Genomic DNA, 20,390 nt, shown 5'->3' with positions numbered 1-20,390 from the left:
AGTGGTATAAAAGTCTTTTAAACCATAACTTACAATAACTGTAAAAACACATCACCATACTTCTGCAATTTGGCCTGTCCTATCCCGCTAATCTGCCCCATTTCATCCAAGGTTTGCGGTTATGAATTTCCAACAAGAGACTATCGTGAAAAATCACATACGGCGGCATGCCCTGTTACCTTGCCAGTTCCAGCCTTTTGGCTTGAAGTGTTCGTAAGAGCGGCGAGCCATCGTTATCTGCAGTTTTCAATAATTCTAAACTCTTTTTTTGATTGTCATGGTGATGATATATTAACAATTGTTAACAAAAAACACGTATGTTGTCGATTGACAACCAACATCACCAGGAATAACATGGCACTCAAGCATCCAAACAAAGAAATCAATGCGGCCATTGAATATGCCATTTCAAAACAATGGAAAATCACTGTTGGTGGTGGGCATTGTTGGGGAAAGATGTATTGCCCGTTTAATGATGAGGAATGCCGCTGCGGTGAATTTTGTGTGACCAGTATTTGGAGCACGCCCAGAAGCCCAGAGAATCATGCTAAAGCTTTACGACGTGTGGTAGATAAGTGTGTAGGGAAAGTGGATGAGGACGCCTCAAAGACCCTGCCCAAAGGTAAAAAATAGGTGAGTGATGATGGAATACGAGTTTATTTTAAAATATGCCCTGCCTGATGAAAACGCAGATGCTTCGCAATATTTAAATACGCTGTTTGAAGCTGGCTGTGATGATGCGACGATAGGCGTAGGTAAAACAGGGGTGATTGCGCTTGAGTTTGTGCGTGAGGCAGCTTCTGCTGATGAAGCCGTTTTAAGTGCGATTGCAGATGTGAAAAAGGCGATACCTGAGGCAGAACTGATTGAAGTATCCCCTGACTTGGTAACCCCTACTGAAATTGCCAGCGTGATTGGTTGCTCTCGGCAGAATATTCAAAAAATCATCGCCAACCCCAAAAAGCGCTTTCCTAACCCGATTCATCAAAGCTCTGCGGGTGGTATCTGGCATTTGGAGCCTGTACTGCGCTGGTTTATAGAAGATGGCGTCTCCATCAATAAAAACTTGCTTGAGATTGCTGAAATCTCAATGACAGCCAATTTAACCCATCAAAGTCAGAAGGTGAATCCTAAAATTCAGTCGAAATTTCTGGATATCATTTAGGCGTTCTTTTTTCACAGTACTCCGTGGTTTTTAAGCCATTTCTTCAAGCACCTGCAAAAAAGCATCACCATATTTCTGCAATTTTGCCTGCCCTATCCCGCTAATCTGCCCCATTTCATCCAAGGTTTGTGGTTTGCGGTTGTGAATTTCTAGCAGTGTACTATCGTGAAAAATCACATACGGTGGTACGCCCTGCTCTCTTGCCAGTTCCAGCCGTTTGGCTTTAAGCGCTTGCCAGAGTGGGTCATCATTGGCACCTTCAAAGGCTTCTTTGGCGCGGGCGCTACGTTCAGCTTTGCTCATGCGTTTTTCGGGTTCGGCATCGCGGCGTAACCAGACTTCTTGCTCGCCTTTTAATACTGGCCTTGCAGCTTCAGTTAGTTTCAAGCCGCCATAGGCAGCCATGTCTGCTTCCAGTAATCCCGCCGCAATCAGCTGGCGATAGACGCCGCTCCATTGGTTTTGATTGAGGGTTTTACCTATGCCGAAGGTGCTGACTTTATCGTGATTAAAGCGCTCGACTTGCGGGGTGACTTTACCTATCAGCACATCAATTAGATGGCCGACGCCGAATCTTTGGCCGGTGCGGTAGACGCAGGAAAGTGCCATTTGGGCGACCTGGGTGGCTTGCCAGGTTTCGACCGGGTGCAGGCAGTTATCGCATTGGCCGCAGGCGCCAGGATGGCTTTCGCCGAAGTAGCGCAGAATGCTTTGGTGACGGCAGGTGGTGGATTCGCAGTAACCTAGCAAGGCATCCAGTTTCAGGCGTTCCAGCCGTTTGCGTTCTTCGGAGGCTTCGCCGCTATCGAGCATTTGCCGCATGGAGACAACATCACCCATGCCGTAGACCATCCAGGCATTGGCTTGCAGGCCATCGCGCCCGGCGCGGCCGGTTTCCTGGTAGTAGCCTTCCATGCTTTTTGGCAAATCTAAATGTGCGACAAAGCGTACATTGGGTTTATCGATGCCCATGCCGAATGCGATGGTTGCCACCATAATGATGCCCTCTTCTCGCAAAAAACGCCGCTGATGCAGCTCACGTAATTGTGCGGGCAAACCGGCGTGGTAAGGCAACGCTGACCAGCCTTTTTCAACCAGCCAGGCAGCGGTTTCTTCCACCTTTCTGCGGGATAGGCAATAAATAATGCCAGCGTCATTCGGATGCTCGCGCTCTAAAAATGCTTGCAGTTGCTGGCGGGCATTATTTTTGATGCCGACGTGGTAGCGGATATTTGGCCTATCAAAACTGGAAACGAACTGGCGGGCGTTTTCGAGGTTGAGCTGGCTGATGATCTCGGCACGGGTCGGTGCATCGGCGGTCGCCGTGAGTGCGATACGCGGCACCTCGGGGAAGCGGTTATGCAATATCGTCAGCTGACGATACTCCGGCCGGAAATCATGCCCCCATTGCGATACGCAATGTGCTTCATCAATCGCAAACAAGGCAAGGCCGACATGTTGCTGCACTTCATCAAGCAGGCTTAAAAAGCTGCCGACCATCAAACGCTCGGGCGCAACGTATAATAATTTGATTTCGCCGCTGACCACCTGGCGGGTGATACGGGCGTTATCCTCAGCGCTTAAACTGGAATTGAGGAAGGCGGCGTTGACGCCCAGTTGTTGCAGGGCTTCGACCTGGTCTTGCATCAGGGCAATCAGCGGCGAGACAACAATCGCCAGCCCATCACGCGCCAAGGCTGGAATTTGATAGCAAAGCGATTTGCCACCACCGGTGGGCATGAGCACCAGCGCATCCTGCCCGCTGATGACATGTTCTACGATGGCTTGTTGCTGCTGGCGAAACTGGTTGTAACCAAAAACGTCTTGGAGGATTTGTTGCGGTGAGAGGGTTGCCATTTGGCAAGCCTAAGGAAGCACTGAATAATTGACTGCGCGGGCAAATTGCTGCGTTGCGCGGTGCTCGCAACCGAGCCGTACACCGCGTACTGTCTCGGTTCCTGTGCTCCGTGCGCCTTGCACTTTATCCCGCTCGCTCAATTATTCAGCACTTCCCTAAATCTTGTTATAAGGATTAACTAAGGCGTCAACAAGCTCGTGCAACGCTTTGCGCATCTGCGCTTCGCTGACTTCCATCAGCAAGCCGTCTTCCAGCGCGTCCTGGGCAATTTGTTTCAGCTCGTCAAAATTTTCGGCCATGACTTTGACCTTTTCGGTGCAGGACACCACCGAACCGTCATCGCGTACCCATTTTGGCCATTCATTGCTCATGGTCTTGTTTACTCACCCAGTGTTTTCAGTTGTTGCAGCAGTTTGGCCATCGCTTGCCCACGGTGACTCAACTGACTTTTGATCTCAAGCGGTAATTCTGCCACGGTTTTGCCCGTCTGCGTATCCAGAAACAGTGGGTCGTAGCCAAAGCCTTCGGTACCGCGGAACTCACGCAGGATTTCACCGCGCCATAGGCCATCGGCAATGATCGGTTGCGGATCTTGCGGATGGCGCACCAGCACAACCACGCTGTAAAAATAGGCACGGCGGTTGGCGATGCGTTCCATGGCTGTGAGCAATTTATCGTTATTGCGCTCGTCTTGTGTGAGCAGGCTTTTGGCTGGCTGTGGCCCGGCATAGCGTGCAGAAATTACGCCTGGTGCGCCTTGCAATGCATCCACGCACAGGCCGGAATCATCTGCCAACGCGGGTAAGCCAGTGTGTTGGCTGGCATGGCGCGCCTTGGCGAGGGCGTTTTCAATAAAGGTGCCATACGGCTCGGGGCACTCTGGCACATTAAACTCGGATTGTGGCAGCACTGCGAGATTGAGTGGTGCCAGCAAATGTGCAATTTCACGGAGTTTGCCTTTGTTGCCAGAGGCAATGACCAGTTTTTCAAACGGCAAGGCCATATTAAGCGGCCAGTGCGGTTTGCTGAATCACGGCAATTTCGCTGATGCCCTTGGCGGCAAGGTCCAGCATCTGGTTCATGGTTTCGCGGGCAAAGGGCTCGCCTTCGGCGGTGCCCTGAATCTCGACAAAGCCACCGTTGCCGGTTATGACCACGTTCATGTCTGTATCGCAGTCAGAGTCTTCGATATAGTCCAAATCCAGCACGGGTGTGCCTTGGTAAACGCCGACGGAAATGGCGGCCACAGAGTCTTTGATCGGTGTTTCGGTCAACAGGCCTTTTTGCAGCAAGGTTGACACGGCATCGACCATGGCAACATAGGCGCCGGTGATACTGGCGGTGCGGGTGCCGCCATCTGCCTGAATCACATCACAGTCAAAGTGGATGGTGCGTTCACCGAGTTTTTCGAGGTCGATGATGGCGCGCAGACTGCGGCCGATCAGGCGCTGAATCTCTTGCGTGCGGCCAGTTTGCTTGCCGCGCGCGGCCTCACGGTCCATGCGGGAACCGGTAGAACGTGGCAGCATGCCGTATTCTGCCGTCACCCAACCCTGGCCTTTACCTTTTAAAAAGCCTGGCACTTTTTCTTCTACGCTGGCAGTACAAATCACCTGGGTATCGCCAAATTTAACCAGTACTGAGCCTTCTGCATGCTTGGTGTAATGGCGAATGATTTCGATGGCACGCAACTGGTCGTTGGCGCGCTGGCTGGGTCTGGTCATGGTTACTTTCTCTTATTTAATCAATTGCCGGGTTCTGCCCAGCGCTTCTTGTATCTCGGCAATCGCCTTTTCGATTTCTTCGTCAGTCAGATCTAACGCATACGGACTGGGCGTGGCCGGGCTTTCATTCATCATGGTGGTGGTGACGTCTAGCGGTAAATCCAGCGTTGAAATCGTCAGCGGGGTGACAATGCGTTCGCCCCACTGCAGCGCAATGGCGCTCATGTTATCACCAACGGTAATACTGGCGGCATCGGCATCGTCGAGCAAACGCGTGACACCATCATGGATATCCGCCGCCAGCATGTGTTGCGCCATACTGATCTCGGACACCACGTTCCAGACGCCATCCGAGCACAGCAACACCACATCGCCCTCCCGCAACGGAATCGGCGCAGTCAGTTCGACCTGCGGTTCACGATCCCCGCCGACGCAATTATAAATTTTATTGCGGTGCGGGTGATGGTTGACCTCGTCAGCGCGGATTTTACCCTCGCGCAACAAGGATTGCACCACAGAATGATCTTCTGTTTGAAACTCGACCAGGCCGTTACGGTAGAGGTAGGCGCGGGAATCGCCGACATGGGCGCAAAACAGTTTGTTGTGTTGAATCAAAGCCACGACGATGGTGGTACGCGGCGACTCTTGCAAACGCTTTTGCAGGCGGACGTTTTCGATCACCTCATGCACCTGTGCAATCTGCTCGCGCAAAAATTGCGCGGGTTGCGCAATCATAGGCTTTGATTCGCGCTGAAAGGCATCGATCATGGTTTTGACCGCGATTTCGGCCGCCACATCGCCATGCTGGTGCCCGCCCATGCCATCTGCCAATACCATGAAAATGGCATGCCGATGGTAAGAGTAAGCCAGCCGGTCCTGATTATAGGGTCGCGGCCCCTGGCGACTGCCTTGTGCAATGGTGAATTTCATAGGATGAATTTCATAGTGGCTTGGTCAACACTTTAATAATTTTATCCACCAGCGAGCCACGCGGATCTTCAGCCACATGGATGCCAATCATTTTTTTCTGCAATGAAAACACACTTTGCGGTCTGAGCATATAATCCAGCTGCATGCACTCATCAATAATCGCCAGCAATTTTTCAGAGTAGATCTGTTGCCCCAACTCCACGGCCGGCACCAGCGTATCGTGCTTGAGGCGCTGGTTGGCCGCGATCGGCGAGGCCCGGTGCAGACAGGCATACATACTGGCGCCTATGCTGTAAATATCGCTCCAGGGGCCCAGATGTTTGCGGTCTATATATTGCTCAGGCGGGGCATAGCCCGGCGTGTAAGTGGGCGCCAGCGTCACCTCGGACAAAGCCTGGCGCGCCGAACCGAAGTCCAGCAGCACTGGCGAGCCATCCAGGCGGATATAGATATTGGCCGGTTTGATATCAAGGTGCAGCAATTTGCGTGAGTGCACCTCACGCAATCCATTGAGCAACTCAACGAACATGCGGATCAGAAAATTCTCGGGCACAGGCTGCGCTAACGCCATGATGTAGTCTTGCAGCGATTTGCCACGCTCATATTTCATGACCATATAGACGGTGCTGTTGGCGCGGAAGAAGTTTTTCACGCGCACGATGTTTTTGTGCTCGATATTGGCCAGCGCCAGACCTTCTTCAAAAAAGCACTTCATGCCATGTTTGTAGGCGGCTTCATTTTTGCCATTAGAGCGGATATGCGTGTCGCCCTCGCGCTCGGCTAAAGTCACCGGCATGTATTCCTTGATAGCAACCGTGGTTTTCTGCGCATCTTGCGCCAGATAGACGAAGCTGAACCCGCCCAGACTCAGCACCTTGGTAATGGTGTAGTCATGCAGCACAGTGCCTACCGGCAAGGCAAAATCGTATTTATGAGCGAGCTTCACTAGCGCTTTAACGTCACAATCATGGCTTTTATTAAGGGCATGGCATCAGCAGAGGTTGTGATTTGTTCTGCGCGCCGCCTTGTTTGTACCATTTTCGCATAACGATACCGCATTTGATACAATCAGTGAGTTTGCCAGGAGCCAGATGATGACGATAAAAAATTCCCCCGCTAGCCAACCGATGTTGAGCATGACCGGCTTTGCGGCCACCGAAAGCCGCTTTACTGGCGGGCTGCTGCTGATTGAGCTGCGGGCAGTCAACCACCGTTATCTTGAGCTCAATGTCAAAATCGATGACAACTTGCGCCAGTTTGAGGCGCAAGTACGTGAATTGCTGCAGTCCCGCCTGGGACGTGGCAAGGTGGAATGTCGCATCAATCTCAAAAGCGATGCCGCGGTGGCTAACCTGACGCTCAACCCTGAAATGGTCGGGCAGATCTCGCAAACCCTGGCCGCGTTACAGCAACATTTTCCGCAGGCGCAACCAGTCAATCTGGTTGAAGTGCTCAAGCTGCCCGGTGTTTGCCAAACGGAGAGCATCGATACCGAGGCCATGGCGCAGAGCCTGCTCAATGGCTTGTCGCAGGCCATTGATGAACTGATTGCCGCCCGCCAGCGCGAAGGTGAAAAACTCAAGCAAGTGCTGCTCGACCGTCTGCAAGGCGTCCGTGAGCAGATCAGCATCGTCAAACCGCTGTTACCTGCCCTGATCAGCCAATATCAGGATAAACTGACCACCAAACTGCGTGAAGCCATGCAGGCAGAGGATGACCGCGTACGTCAGGAAATCGTGCTCTATGCCCAACGGATTGATGTCGATGAAGAGCTGGCGCGGCTCAATGCCCACATTGTTGAAATGGACCGCATCCTCACGGCTGGCGGCACCATGGGCAAAAAGCTGGACTTTTTGATGCAGGAAATGAACCGGGAAGCCAACACACTAGGCTCCAAATCGGTGGCGATTGAAACGACACAAGTCTCTATGCAACTGAAAGTGTTGATCGAACAGATGCGTGAACAGATTCAGAATATTGAATAAGCCCTATTTAACACATGGTTTGCACCAAAACCGTGATTCGAGAGTGCACCATTTAGGTGCGCTTTCTTTCTGAAACCCGCTCATATAAAACATAAACTCATGATTTAAATGGGTTTTACAGGCTGGCACACGGCTTGCTCTTGTTTAAATGAATTTTACAAGTAAGGCAAAGGTCCAGCACGATGACGCAAACGGCCAAACAGTTTTTTGATGAAATGCAGGGCTATGGGGGCAATGTAAGGGCGATTTACCAGGCCTATAACCGCTGGTTGGCGAATGTGCCTACCCAGCAACTGGCGGCCAAACGCGCAGAAGCGGAAGTCCTGTTCCGCCGCGTCGGCATCACGTTTAACGTGTATGGTGAAGAAGATGGTGCCGAGCGCCTGATTCCGTTTGATGTGATTCCACGCATGATTTCGGCCAGTGAATGGGCGCATTTGTCCAAAGGTGCCGTCCAGCGCGTACGCGCCCTCAATATGTTTCTGCATGATATTTATCATGATCAGGAAATCATCAAGGCCGGCATTGTCCCGCACAGCATCCTGACCAATTCGCAATACCGCCCGGAAATGGTGGGTGTGACTGTACCTAACCAGGTGTATGCGCATGTGGCAGGGATAGACCTGGTCCGCACCAGCGAGTCACAGTTTTACGTGCTTGAAGACAACCTGCGTACCCCTTCCGGCGTGTCTTACATGCTCGAAGACCGCAAGATGATGATGCGGCTGTTCCCGGATTTGTTTAAAAAATACCCGATTGCCCCTGTGGAACATTACCCCAGTGTACTGCTGAACAACCTGCGCTCGGTCGCCCAGACCGGCGTCACTGACCCGACCGTGGTATTGCTCTCACCCGGCGCTTACAACAGCGCTTACTTTGAACACGCCTTCCTCGCCCAGCAAATGGGCATAGAACTGGTGGAAGGCCAGGATTTGTTTGTCCGTAATAACGCCGTCTATATGCGCACCACGCAAGGCCCGCAAAGGGTGGACGTGATCTACCGCCGCATTGACGACGACTTCCTCGACCCTCTGGTGTTCAAGCCCGATTCCCTGTTGGGCGTGCCAGGTCTGCTCTCCGTTTACCGCAATGGTGGCGTCACATTGGCCAACGCTGTAGGCACCGGCGTGGCCGATGACAAGGCGACGTATATTTACGTGCCGGAGATGATCAAGTTCTACTTGGGTGAATCCCCCATCTTGCAGAACGTGCCTACGTATCAACTCAGCAAGGAAGATGATCTGGCCTATGTGCTGGATCATCTGCCCGAGCTGGTCGTCAAGGAAGTGCAGGGCTCAGGCGGCTACGGCATGCTGGTGGGCCCCACAGCCAGCAAGCAGGAAATTGAAGAATTCCGTTTACGCATTGTCTCCAAACCCGCTAACTACATCGCGCAGCCGACGCTGGCACTGTCAACCTGCCCGACGCTGGTCGACCAGGGCATTGCGCCGCGTCATGTGGATTTACGGCCATTTGTGCTGTCTGGCAAAACGGTCAGTGTGGTGCCGGGTGGCCTGTCGCGGGTAGCGCTCAAAGAAGGGTCACTGGTGGTGAACTCCTCGCAAGGGGGCGGCACCAAGGATACCTGGGTGCTGGAGCGGGACGATGTCAGTGCAGAAACCGTGCAGTCGCAAATGGCTGCCCAACAAGCAACGCAAGAGGCCGTCATATGTTAAGCCGTACCGCAGATCATTTATATTGGATGGCACGTTATATCGAGCGTGCTGAAAACGTGGCCCGTGTGCTGGACGTGACTTATAACATGTCCCTGTTGCCTTCAGACAGCAGCAACGAAGCAGAACTCTGGGATGCCGTGCTTGAAATTGCCGGGATCCGCGACATTTATGACAGCAATTACAAAGAACTGTCGGCCGCCAACGTCATCAAACATCTGGTCATGGATAGCCAGAACCCGTCCAGCATTTACAGCTCATTGCGTAGTGCGCGTGAAAACGCCCGTGCCGTGCGTGTGGCCATGACCACCGAGACCTGGGAAAACATGAACACACTGTGGATTGAGTTTGGGCAATATATCAAACAGGACCTGACCCAATCCGGCTTGAGCGAATTTTGCGAATGGGTAAAAAGCCGTTCGCACCTGTTCCGTGGCGTCTGTTTTGGCACCATGTTGCGTGACGAGGCCTTTAGCTTTGTGCGCCTGGGCACCTTTATGGAACGCGCAGACAATACTGCCCGCCTGCTGGATGTGAAGTATGAGTACCTGATGCCCATGCAAGAAGCCAATGACGGCGCGGTGGATTACTACGAATGGAGTGCGGTGTTGCGCTCGGTCTCGGCATTTCAGGCTTACCAAAAAGTCTACCGCGATGCCATTGAACCGACCAAGGTGTCTGAATTATTGATTCTGCGTGAAGACATGCCGCGGTCTCTGCATGCCTGTTACGCCGAGATCATGCCGATTTTGCGCCAGGTCGCTGGCAGCCGCCACACCGAAGCTGAACGACTGGCTGGCCAGATGCATGCCAGACTGCATTACGGCCGCATGCTGGATATTTTAAAAGATGGCGTACACCATTTTCTGGATGAATTTATTCTGGCCAACCGCAAACTGGGCGAAGAAATACAACGTAATTTTTTAAGCGCCACGGCCTGACGCCTGACACACGATTGCCATGAACCCCTCATGCGCAGATTGCTCTAAGACAGCACTGCGCTTTTTTATTTGGGAAGCGACATGCGGTTAACCATCGAACATCAAACCCAATATGTGTACAGCGAAATGGTGCCATACACCATACAGCAACTGCGCCTGACACCCCGCACCGACCCTCGCCAGCAAGTCAGACATTGGGAGATCAAGGCAGCCGGGCAGCTGACCCCGTTTGCAGATGCGTTTGGCAACCTGGCGCACACGCTGGTCGTCGACCAGCCGCACCAGGCTTTATTGATCACGGTGAGCGGTGAGGTCGACACAGGTGCCGCGACAATCGTAGACACGGCAACCTTGCCAGTGACTGTTTTTTTGCGAGACACGCCCCTCACCCAGCCCGATGATGCCATCATGGCCTTTGCGAAAGATTTTGCCCATGCGCCCGCGCAAGAGATGATGCAGGCCTTGCGCGACCGCATGCAATACAGCAAGGGCGCCACCGAAGTGAACACCCCCGCCGCCCTCGCCTTTGAACTGGGCAAGGGCGTCTGCCAGGACCATGCGCATGCTTTTATCGCTTGCTGCCGCAGCCTGGGCTGGCCCGCTCGTTATGTGAGTGGTTACCTGTTTACCGAGGATGGCAGCCTGATGCAAACCCATGCCTGGGTAGAAGTTTGGCAACAAGAGACATGGCTGGGGCTGGATGTCTCCAATGGTATTCCGGTGGATGAAACCCATGTCAAACTGGCGGTCGGTCTCGACTACCGCAGTGCCAGTCCGGTGACTGGCTCACGTATGGGTGGCGGCCAGGAAGGCATGGCCAGCATGGTGAGCGTCAACCGCCAGACAGCGCTGAGCGAAGCGCAACGGCAGGCACACTTACAGCAATTACGTGAGCAGGCACAAGCCGCCCAGCAATAGCAAGTACTCGCATGCTATGATATTTGTTAACTTGATAAATGACTGACTTGAGATGACTTACTGTGTAGGAATCCTGCTTGAACAAGGTCTGGTATTGGCCTCAGACACGCGCACCAATGCCGGGGTGGACCAGGTGGCGATTGCACCCAAGATGCATGTGTTTGAAGTGCCGGGCGAACGTATGATTGTGCTGCTGACCGCAGGCAATCTGGCGATCACGCAATCCGTGGTCAACCTGTGCCGCGAACAACTCAAGTCGGCAGAAGGCCATGCCAACCTGCACAATGTGCACTCGATGTTTGAAGCCGCCAGCGTGGTGGGTGCAGCCATGCGCAGCGTGCATCAGCGTGACGGCAAAGCACTCAAGGAGCACGGCATAGACTTTAGTGCCAGCGTACTGGTCGCAGGGCAAATCAAGGGCGAAAAGCCACGGCTGTTTAATGTGTATGCCGCCGGTAATTTTATCGAAGCGACCCCGGATACGCCTTACCTGCAAATTGGTGAAACCAAATACGGCAAGCCGATCATTGATCGCGTGATCAAACATCAAACCAATGTCGCAGATGCGGTAAAATGCGTGCTGATTTCTTTTGACTCCACCATCCGCAGTAACATTTCTGTGGCCTTACCGATTGATTTGATGATATACCGAACTGATACTTTAAGCGCCGGCAAACGGCAACGCCTGACAGAAGATGACCCTTGTTATGCCAGCATCCGTAAAGGCTGGAGCGAGGGTCTGAAAGCCGTGTTCTCTTCATTGCCTGACCCTGAATGGTGTGCATGATGAGTCACGGCCATTTATTTATTATCTCTGCCGCCTCTGGCGCCGGTAAAACCAGCCTGGTGCGCGCCATGCTGGCGCAAGACCCGATCCTGAAACTGTCTGTTTCGCACACCACGCGTGCACCGCGTCCGGGTGAAGAAGACGGCATCCACTATCATTTTGTTTCAGAGCCCGCGTTTCTGGAGATTCTAGACGCCGGCGGTTTTCTGGAAAGCGCGCATGTGCACAGCGCCCGCTATGGCACCGCGCAAAGCGAAGTCGAAGGCGCCCTGGCTGCCGGCCGCGATGTGATCCTCGAAATCGACTGGCAAGGCGCACAGCAGATTAGAACCTTATTCCCCAACGCGACCTCTATTTTTATTCTGCCGCCTTCCATCGAAGCGCTGGCGCACCGCCTCAACAGCCGCGGCCAGGACAGTGAAGCCGTGATTGCACAACGGCTGTCCGCCGCGCGTGAGGAGATGCGTCACGTGCATGAGTTTGATTATGTTACAATTAATGATAATTTTGACGTGGCCTTGCAGGATCTGATGGCGATTGTTCGCGCCCAGCGCTTGCAGTTAAACCGCCAGGTAGCCTGCCACGCGTCATTGATTCAATCCCTTACCTAAGCCGGCGCACGCCGCACTTCAGGTTCACACAGATAGAGGTTTTTATGGCACGTATTACTGTCGATGATTGCTTGGACAACATCCCTAACCGTTTTCAACTGACGCTGGTCGCGGCTTATCGCGCCAGACAATTGGCCAATGGTTCCGATCCACTCGTCAGTGGTTATTCACAAAAAGACAAACCGACCGTGATTGCCTTGCGTGAAATTGCTGCCGGTAAAATCGGTGTAGAGATCTTAGAGAAAAAGGGCCACGCTTAAGCAGCCATGCCCCACACCCAAGGCGACCATGCCCATCGCAAGTCCAAACCGCCGCTGAGCGAAGCGGACTTGCTCCCCGCTGACCGTGAGGATTCCCCCCTTACCCAGCTGATCCGCAAATATCTCAACGAAGAAGAAGTGCAACTGGTCTGGCAAGCGTATCGCTATGCCGACCAGGCGCATGCGGGACAAACCCGCAAAACCGGTGAACCGTATATCTCGCACCCGGTGGCGGTGACCTGTATTCTGGCTAAACTGCACCTGGATCTGCCTACCCTGCTGGCCGCATTGCTGCATGATGTGGTTGAGGATACCGAAGTCGACAGTGCCGCCATTGCCGAGCGCTTTGGCAAACAAGTGGCTGACCTAGTAGACGGCCTGACCAAGCTGGATAAGGTCGAGTTGCAAACTGCCATGCAGGCACAAGCGGAAAACTTCCGCAAAATGCTGCTGGCCATGAGCCAGGATGTCCGCGTGATCCTGGTCAAGCTCGCCGACCGGCTGCATAACATGCAAACACTGGACGCCATGCGGCCAGAAAAGCAAAAGCGCATCGCCCGTGAAACGCTGGATATTTATGCGCCCATTGCCAACCGGCTGGGCCTGAACCCGATTTACCATGAGCTGGAAGACCTGAGCCTCAAGTATTTATACCCCAACCGCTACCACGTGATCGACAAAGCCATCCGGCTGGCACGCGGTAACCGTAAAGAAGTGATCAGCAAGATCCTGGAGGCCATCCAGAACCAGCTATTGCAATACGGCATTGAGTACGATGTACAGGGCCGCGAAAAGCATCTGTTCAGTATTTACAAAAAGATGAGCGAAAAATCGATGAAATTGTCGCAAATCAACGACATTTACGGTTTTCGCGTCATCGTCAAAGACAACGCCGCCTGCTATCTGGCGTTAGGGGCGCTGCATGCGCTTTACAAACCTATTCCCGGCCGCTTCAAGGACTATATTGCCATCCCCAAGGCCAACGGTTATCAATCGTTGCACACCACCCTGTTTGGCCCGTTTGGCACGCCGATTGAGGTACAAATCCGCAGCCAGGAGATGCACAACATTGCCGATGCCGGGGTGGCCGCGCACTGGCTGTATAAAACCACCGATGCCCACCTGACCAAGCTGCAACAACAAACCCACCAGTGGCTGCAACGCTTGGTGGAAATCCAGACCGAAAGCGACGATAGCCACGAATTTCTGGAGAACTTCAAGGTCGACCTGTTCCCGGACGAGGTCTATGTGTTTACGCCCAAAGGCAACATCATGGCCTTGCCACGTGGCTCGACGGCGGTGGATTTTGCCTATGCCGTCCACTCTGATGTGGGCAATAGCTGTGTCGCGGTCAAGATCAATAATGAGCTGGCACCGCTACGTAGTGAAATGCGCAATGGCGACCATGTGGAAATCATTACTGCACCGCTGGCCAAACCCAATCCGGCCTGGCTCAATTATGTGGTGACGGGCAAGGCGCGCTCGCATATCCGCCATTACCTGAAAACGGTCAAGGTGGAAGAGTCGGCACAACTGGGCGAGCGTATGCTTAATGTGGCGTTACGCGCCATGCATATCGAGCCGGGCGACATTAGCGACAAACAATGGCAAAAAGTCATGAATGACTATGGCAGCAAAACGCGCCAGGCCATTCTGACCGATATCGGCCTCGGCAAACGTAACAGCCTGATGGTAGCGCACCAGCTGCTGGCCCATCCAGCCGAAACCGAAGATAAAACCGGCAAGGTACTCGATACGATTACCATCCGCGGCTCCGAGGGGATGGCTGTTCAGTTTGCGCCCTGCTGCCGCCCGATTCCTGGCGACCCGATTCTGGGCTTTATCAATAAAGATAAAGGCCTGGTCATTCACACGCATGATTGCCCCGCCATCCGCAAATTCCGGCTGGATCCGGAAAAATGGCTGGATGTGGAATGGGATGCGGATCCGAAAAAACTGTTCAGCGTCAACTTGCGTATCACGGTGGTGGATGAGCGCGGCATGCTGGCCAAGATTGCGGCCACCATTTCCAATGCAGAAGCCAACATTGACAATGTGAGTGTGGAGACCAGCGACGGCAGCCAGTACTCCAACGTCAACTTTACCTTGCAGGTCCACAACCGAGTGCATCTGGCTACCTTGATCCGCAACCTGCGCAAGATCCAGCAGATCGTGCGTATCAACCGCGTCAAAGGCAACCAGGTGGAGCAGCGCATCCAGTAAGCCTGACTTGACCGCATGCGTCCCTTGAGCGAAATCAAAGGTCTGTCGCCTGCCCTGCGCAGCCAGTTGGGCAAACTGGGGATTACCTCGGCCGAAGCCTTACTGCTGCACTTGCCCTTGCGTTATCTGGATGAAACGCGCATTACCGCCATCCGCGATTTGCGTCTGGGTGAACAAACGCAGGTTGAAGGTGTGGTGGTGCATCAGGAGGTCAGCTACAAACCGCGCAAAGCCCTCAATGTCAGCCTGCAAGATGACACCGGCATCCTGCATTTGCGCTTTTTACATTTTTATCCCAGCCAGATCGCCCTCATGCAACCAGGCCAGCGCTTACGCGTGTTTGGTGAAGTGCGTGGCGGCTTTTTTGGCTATGAAATGGTGCACCCCACCCAACGCAAAGTCAGTGAAGAAACGCCCGTCAATCAGGCACTGACGCCCGTCTACCCCACCACCGCAGGCTTGAGCCAGAATAGCCTGCGCAAAGCGGTCAATCTGGTATTGCAGCCTGCATTGTTAACCGAAACTCTGCCCGCCTGGGTATATGCCTCCCTGGCCCTGCCAGACTTTGCCAGCAGCGTGCACTTGCTGCACCAACCCTCGCCAGACAGCCCGCTTTCCAGCCTGGAAGACCGCAGCCATCCGGCCTGGCAACGCCTGGCTTATGACGAGTTGCTGGCCCAACAGTTATCCATGCGCCAGCATTATGCCCGGCGCAAACGCGCCACAGCCCCCGCGATTGCAGACACCCATGCGCTGGCTGACCGCCTGCTCGCCATGCTGCCGTTTGAGCTCACCGCAGCGCAGCAAAAAGTGGTGAAAGAAATCCGCCAGGACCTGAGCCAGCCCTACCCCATGCAGCGCTTGCTGCAAGGCGATGTTGGCAGTGGCAAAACTATCGTCGCTTGCCTGGCCGCGCTACAACTGATCGAACACGGCTGGCAAGTGGCGATGATGGCGCCGACCGAAATCCTGGCCGAACAACATTACAAGAAACTCAGTAGCTGGTTACAGCCCTTGGGCATCACGCTGGCCTGGCTGACAGGTAGCCAGCCAAAAAGGGAACGTGAGCAGTCACTGTCAATGATTGCCAATGGTGAAGCCATGTTAGCCGTGGGTACACATGCGCTTTTTCAAGACGAAGTGCAGTTCAAGCAACTGGGGTTGGCAATTGTGGATGAGCAGCACCGCTTTGGTGTCGGCCAGCGGCTGGCCCTTAGAAAAAAAGGCGCGACCAGCGGACAAGCCACGGCGCTGGAACCGCACCAGCTCATGATGTCGGCCACGCCGATTCCACGCACCTTGTCCATGAGCTACTATGCCGACCTCGATGTGTCGGTGATAGACGAACTACCGCCGGGCCGGACCCCTATCGTCACCAAACTGGTGGCGGATGACAGACGTGAAGAGATTTTGCAGCGCGTCTATGAGGCCTGCACGCAAGGACATCAAGCCTACTGGGTGTGTCCGCTAATTGAAGAGTCTGAGGCCTTGCAATTGCAAACCGCCAATGACACGTTTGCCTATATGCAGCAGGTGTTCCCTACCCTCAAGGTCGGGCTGGTGCATGGCCGCATGAAACCGGTAGAGAAGCAGGCCGTCATGCAGGCGTTTGCGGGCAATGAGATTCAGTTGCTGGTGGCCACCACCGTGATTGAGGTCGGCGTGGATGTACCGAATGCGAGTTTAATGGTGATTGAACACGCCGAACGCATGGGCCTGAGTCAGTTGCACCAGTTACGTGGACGCGTCGGCCGCGGTGCTGCAAAAAGTACCTGCATCCTGCTATATAGCAAACAGCAATGCTCACAAATTGGCCGCCAACGGCTGAAAGTGATTTATGAGAGCAATGATGGCTTTGCCATTGCGCAAGCCGACTTGCATATTCGCGGCCCGGGCGAGCTGCTAGGCACGCGTCAGAGCGGCGTGCCCATGCTCAAAATTGCCGACCTGGAACGGGACGAGCACCTGCTTGACGCGGCGAAGCCCGTGGCCGAAAAACTGCTGCAGACAGACCCTGCAGCGGTGAGCGCACATTTGCAACGCTGGTTAAGTCAGGCGGAAGAGTGGATCAAGGTTTAATAGAGGCCAGTCTGCAATCTGGCCAAAGCCTCAGGCTGCGTCAGAATCGCCTGCAAGCAGGCTTCAAACTCGGCCAGTGGCACCGGTTTGCTAAACAAATAGCCCTGAAAACGTTGGCAGCCCATATGCTGCAACATGGTCATCTGCTGCTGTAACTCCACGCCTTCGGCAATCACAGAGTGACTCAGATTTTTGCCCATATTGATGATGGTTTGCACAATGAATGAATCATAGTTGTTATGCGCAATATCTTTAATAAAGCTGCGGTCGATCTTGAGTTCATCCAGCGGCAAACGTCTTAATACCGACAATGAAGACTGGCCTATGCCAAAATCATCCAGCGAGAAGGTGATGCCCAGCGCTTTGAGCGCCTTGATCTTGCCAATCACCTCATCAATGTTTTTCACAATCAGACTCTCGGTCAACTCCAGGCACAGGTGGCGCGCATCACAGCCACTGGCCAGCACAATCTCTGTCACCTGCCGCACAAAGTCGGGCTGACTAAACTGCTTGGCACTGACATTGACGGATAGTTTAAGTCCAGCCGTGTGTGCAGAATCTGCCCAATGCTTGAGTTGCTGGCAGGCCTGGGCCAGCACCCAATGCCCGATGGGCACAATGTCGCCCGTCTCCTCTGCAATCGGGATAAACTGGTCGGGCGGAATCATGCCCAGTGTCGGATGTTGCCAGCGTAACAAGACTTCGGCACCAATGGGTTGCTGATCCGCATTCACCTGCACCTGGTAATACAACAACAGTTGATTGGCCTGCAAGGCAAATGCCAGCTCATTCTCAAGCGACGCACGTTGCTCAATGGCGGGATGGAGCGTCTCGTCATACATCTGGATACTGTTGAGCTTGTCCGATTTTTTGGCCTGATACATGGCAATATCTGAGCGACGCAACACCTCGGCTTCGTCGAAGTGATCCCCCATAAACAGGCAAATACCGATACTGGGCGAGGTGCGGTACAAACTGTCTTGCAGCTCAAACGGCGCAGAAAATACCGCCATCATATTTTCAGCCGCCCGATGCGCTGCGACCACCGCCTCAGCCTTATCTTTAGAGAGGTCATCCAGCACGGCAATAAATTCGTCGCCGCCCATGCGTGCAATCGTATCGCGTTTGCGCAAGCTCAAGGATAAGCGCGCCGCCACCTGCTGTAGCAATTCATCGCCAGCCTGATGGCCTTTGCTGTCATTGAGGCCCTTAAAATTATTCAGGTCCAGGCAGATGACCGCACCATAACTTTTGTGCCGTGCACAGCGTGCAAATGACTGGTTGAGCCTATCCGTTAACAAACGGCGGTTAGGCAGCCCGGTTAAAAAATCATAATAGGCCAATTGGTGGACTTTTTTATTGTCCAGGTTAGAGGCGATGCGCAGCATGATATTGTCACGCAAACTGCTGGCCAGGCTGCGGCCAGCCACCGTCACATAAATCACATAGACTATAAATAGCACCGCCAGCGCCAGCGACAACTGTGTGCCATGTAGCACAAAGCGTGGAATCATGAACAACAAAATCCCACCCGTGAACAGATTACTCGTCGTGGTATCCACCGAATAAATGACGATGCCTGCCCCGCAGACACCCACCAGCGCAAAGATTAAAAAGGCCTGATGTTCGGTATCGCTCTCGGGAAACAGCAGGATCCCCGCAAGACCCCAGGCGATGCCGCAAAACAGAGAGGTGGCGCGAAACCACTGCAACCATTGCCGGGTATGTGCCTCACGCACCGGGTCTTTGGCATATTGGTAGGTTAAAAAGGCACGTGCGCCATAGGCCAGCAGAAAAAGTACACTCCAAATCAGCAGAATCGGTGAGGCGATCAAATGCCGTTGCACGAGCAGCAACGCAGCCATGACAATAAACGCAGCCAGTAATGACCTGCGGTTATTGCCATACAGCATATCCACAATTTCAATGTGTAGCGCTGATGATTCTGCCGTGGTGTTGTTCAACGCACGCATCCCCCTGCCTATAATTGTTAATGTCTTAACAACGGTTAAAAGCGGCTGATACTTTAATTGCTTATCTTGGTATCATGCGCCAAAAAACGCAAAATGACAGCAGCCAAGCCACGATTTTTAGCTGAAGAATGGCAAAAAAATACTAAGAAATGTCAGTGATGCAAGCGTAACTTCAGTCGCCCCGGGTCACGGGGGCATCTACAGCGCCTGTAGAAATAAAGTGAGTCCCCTCAAGGGATTGCGGGAGGCAGTCTTTAGAATTCGTGTCCGGCTAGGCCACAAACAATGGCTTCAGGGCAGTCACTGCCAGGTCAATAAACCCGCGTAGCTTGGGTGGCATAAAGCGCTGCTTAGGATACACCAGGTGCACCGCATCAGCTTGGCCACGCCACTCTGGCAACAGACGTTGCAAGCCAGCCTGCCGCACTGCCGCCTGACAAATAAAGGTTGGCAATAAAGCCACCCCCTGCCCGCTCTCGGCCATGGTTTTGACAACACCGATATTATTGACCAACACCTGACCCGGCAACGGCACCCGGATCTGATTGGTGCCCCGCTGCAACTCCCAATGATGCCGCCCCATGGGCGTAAACTGCACACAGGGATGCTGTGCCAGCTCGACCGGAGAGTTGATAGGCGCGGCCTGCTGCAAATAAGCCGGGCTGGCAAATAACGCCCATTGTATGGTCCCCAGCGATTTGGCAATCAGGCTGGAGTCGCGTAACTCCCCCATGCGGATCGCTACGTCCACGCCTTCTGCGACCAAATCGACATACCGCTCGGTCAACCACAGCTCCAGTGACAATGCCGGATACCGCGCCTGCGTTTCGGCTAGCAAATGTCCCAACAGCGCATCGCCCAAATCCGCCGGAGCCGTCATTTTCAATGTCCCTTGCGGCTGTTGCCTGGCCTCATCAAGTGCGGCCTCTGCCTCCATTAAATACCCCAGCCCGGTCGAAGCATGTTCAAAATACAGGCTGCCCGCCTCGGTCAGGTGCAAACGGCGCGTGGTGCGTTGCAGCAAGGTCACACCCAGCCGCCGCTCCAGTCTTGCCACCCGCGTGCTCACTGTCGACGTCGGTAATCCCAATTGACGGGCGGCCGCGCTAAAGCTGCCGGCCTGCACCACCCTGACAAATACCGCCGCTTCGTTAAAGTCCATGATTATTCAACTAAATGAAAAGTAATTTCACATTTAACCATCTAGTCACCTGATTGTCATCTGTCTATAGTGTGATCCATGCAATCACGCACACCCCTGAA

At 53.7% G+C, this 20,390-nt stretch carries 19 protein-coding genes and 1 pseudogene; 11 read left to right on the top strand and 9 right to left on the bottom strand.

Features of this window, described 5'->3' with window-relative positions; translation table 11 throughout:
• Positions 1-29: 29 nt before the first annotated feature.
• Positions 30-223, bottom strand: a pseudogene (locus tag ACT53G_RS10855) (HRDC domain-containing protein); the annotation flags it as partial.
• Between the two features lie 131 nt (positions 224-354).
• Here ACT53G_RS10855 and ACT53G_RS10850 point away from each other — a divergent pair.
• Both ACT53G_RS10850 and ACT53G_RS10845 read left to right on the top strand, forming a co-directional pair.
• Positions 355-633 carry a hypothetical protein gene (locus tag ACT53G_RS10850; protein ID WP_476169402.1) on the top strand — a complete coding sequence of 93 codons (279 nt, stop codon included), beginning with the start codon at positions 355-357 and terminating at the stop codon, positions 631-633.
• A gap of 7 nt (positions 634-640) precedes the next feature.
• Positions 641-1,165 (top strand): DNA-binding protein, encoded by a 525-nt coding sequence (locus tag ACT53G_RS10845; protein ID WP_476169401.1) that lies wholly within the window; start codon positions 641-643, stop codon positions 1,163-1,165.
• 30 nt (positions 1,166-1,195) lie between these two features.
• On the opposite strand, the gene recQ is transcribed toward ACT53G_RS10845, so the two are convergent.
• The 6 genes from recQ to ACT53G_RS10815 form a co-directional block, all read right to left on the bottom strand.
• Entirely contained in the window at positions 1,196-3,022 is a 1,827-nt protein-coding gene (gene recQ / locus ACT53G_RS10840; RefSeq protein WP_476169400.1) for a DNA helicase RecQ, read from the bottom strand.
• A 156-nt stretch (positions 3,023-3,178) separates the two neighbouring features.
• Positions 3,179-3,394 (bottom strand): hypothetical protein, encoded by a 216-nt coding sequence (locus ACT53G_RS10835; RefSeq protein WP_275357407.1) that lies wholly within the window; start codon positions 3,392-3,394, stop codon positions 3,179-3,181.
• 8 nt (positions 3,395-3,402) lie between these two features.
• On the bottom strand, positions 3,403-4,026 hold the full coding sequence (gene rdgB / locus ACT53G_RS10830; RefSeq protein WP_476169399.1) for an RdgB/HAM1 family non-canonical purine NTP pyrophosphatase: 624 nt from the start codon (positions 4,024-4,026) through the stop codon (positions 3,403-3,405).
• A 1-nt stretch (position 4,027) separates the two neighbouring features.
• Complete coding sequence (gene rph / locus ACT53G_RS10825; RefSeq protein ID WP_476169398.1) at positions 4,028-4,747, bottom strand: ribonuclease PH; 720 nt, start codon at positions 4,745-4,747, stop codon at positions 4,028-4,030.
• 12 nt (positions 4,748-4,759) lie between these two features.
• The gene (locus ACT53G_RS10820) at positions 4,760-5,677 is read right to left on the bottom strand and encodes a PP2C family protein-serine/threonine phosphatase (protein WP_194749629.1); all 918 of its coding nucleotides are present in this window, start codon (positions 5,675-5,677) and stop codon (positions 4,760-4,762) included.
• Between the two features lie 10 nt (positions 5,678-5,687).
• On the bottom strand, positions 5,688-6,623 hold the full coding sequence (locus ACT53G_RS10815) for a serine/threonine protein kinase (protein WP_275357412.1): 936 nt from the start codon (positions 6,621-6,623) through the stop codon (positions 5,688-5,690).
• A 145-nt stretch (positions 6,624-6,768) separates the two neighbouring features.
• Between ACT53G_RS10815 and ACT53G_RS10810 the strand changes: the two genes are divergently transcribed.
• The 9 genes from ACT53G_RS10810 (at position 6,769) to recG (ending at position 17,154) form a co-directional block, all read left to right on the top strand.
• Entirely contained in the window at positions 6,769-7,662 is an 894-nt protein-coding gene (locus tag ACT53G_RS10810) for a YicC/YloC family endoribonuclease (RefSeq protein WP_476156148.1), read from the top strand.
• A 182-nt stretch (positions 7,663-7,844) separates the two neighbouring features.
• Positions 7,845-9,338, top strand: a complete 1,494-nt coding sequence (locus ACT53G_RS10805; RefSeq protein WP_194749631.1) for a circularly permuted type 2 ATP-grasp protein — start codon at positions 7,845-7,847, stop codon at positions 9,336-9,338.
• Positions 9,332-10,276, top strand: coding sequence for an alpha-E domain-containing protein (locus tag ACT53G_RS10800; RefSeq protein ID WP_275357416.1), 945 nt, complete (start codon positions 9,332-9,334; stop codon positions 10,274-10,276). The genes ACT53G_RS10805 and ACT53G_RS10800 overlap by 7 nt, the downstream gene beginning before the upstream one ends.
• An 81-nt stretch (positions 10,277-10,357) precedes the next feature.
• Complete coding sequence (locus ACT53G_RS10795) at positions 10,358-11,194, top strand: transglutaminase family protein (protein ID WP_476169397.1); 837 nt, start codon at positions 10,358-10,360, stop codon at positions 11,192-11,194.
• Positions 11,195-11,246: 52 nt separating this feature from the next.
• Positions 11,247-11,981, top strand: coding sequence for a proteasome-type protease (locus ACT53G_RS10790; RefSeq protein ID WP_379073957.1), 735 nt, complete (start codon positions 11,247-11,249; stop codon positions 11,979-11,981).
• Complete coding sequence (gene gmk / locus ACT53G_RS10785) at positions 11,981-12,592, top strand: guanylate kinase (protein ID WP_379076847.1); 612 nt, start codon at positions 11,981-11,983, stop codon at positions 12,590-12,592. The genes ACT53G_RS10790 and gmk overlap by 1 nt, the downstream gene beginning before the upstream one ends.
• Positions 12,593-12,636: 44 nt before the next feature.
• Positions 12,637-12,852 carry a DNA-directed RNA polymerase subunit omega gene (rpoZ, locus tag ACT53G_RS10780; RefSeq protein WP_194749635.1) on the top strand — a complete coding sequence of 72 codons (216 nt, stop codon included), beginning with the start codon at positions 12,637-12,639 and terminating at the stop codon, positions 12,850-12,852.
• A 6-nt stretch (positions 12,853-12,858) separates the two neighbouring features.
• Complete coding sequence (locus tag ACT53G_RS10775; protein WP_194749636.1) at positions 12,859-15,075, top strand: RelA/SpoT family protein; 2,217 nt, start codon at positions 12,859-12,861, stop codon at positions 15,073-15,075.
• A gap of 15 nt (positions 15,076-15,090) precedes the next feature.
• The gene (gene recG / locus ACT53G_RS10770) at positions 15,091-17,154 is read left to right on the top strand and encodes an ATP-dependent DNA helicase RecG (RefSeq protein ID WP_476169396.1); all 2,064 of its coding nucleotides are present in this window, start codon (positions 15,091-15,093) and stop codon (positions 17,152-17,154) included.
• Here recG and ACT53G_RS10765 read toward each other — a convergent pair.
• On the bottom strand, positions 17,151-19,127 hold the full coding sequence (locus ACT53G_RS10765; RefSeq protein WP_476169395.1) for a putative bifunctional diguanylate cyclase/phosphodiesterase: 1,977 nt from the start codon (positions 19,125-19,127) through the stop codon (positions 17,151-17,153). The genes recG and ACT53G_RS10765 overlap by 4 nt on opposite strands.
• Positions 19,128-19,398: 271 nt before the next feature.
• Positions 19,399-20,289 carry a LysR family transcriptional regulator gene (locus ACT53G_RS10760; RefSeq protein ID WP_476169394.1) on the bottom strand — a complete coding sequence of 297 codons (891 nt, stop codon included), beginning with the start codon at positions 20,287-20,289 and terminating at the stop codon, positions 19,399-19,401.
• Positions 20,290-20,390 lie beyond the last annotated feature (101 nt).

This window comes from Methylophilus sp. DMC18 (genome assembly GCF_056314005.1).
Note: the sequence above shows the minus strand (reverse complement) of the source record. Positions and strands in the feature narration are given on the sequence as shown.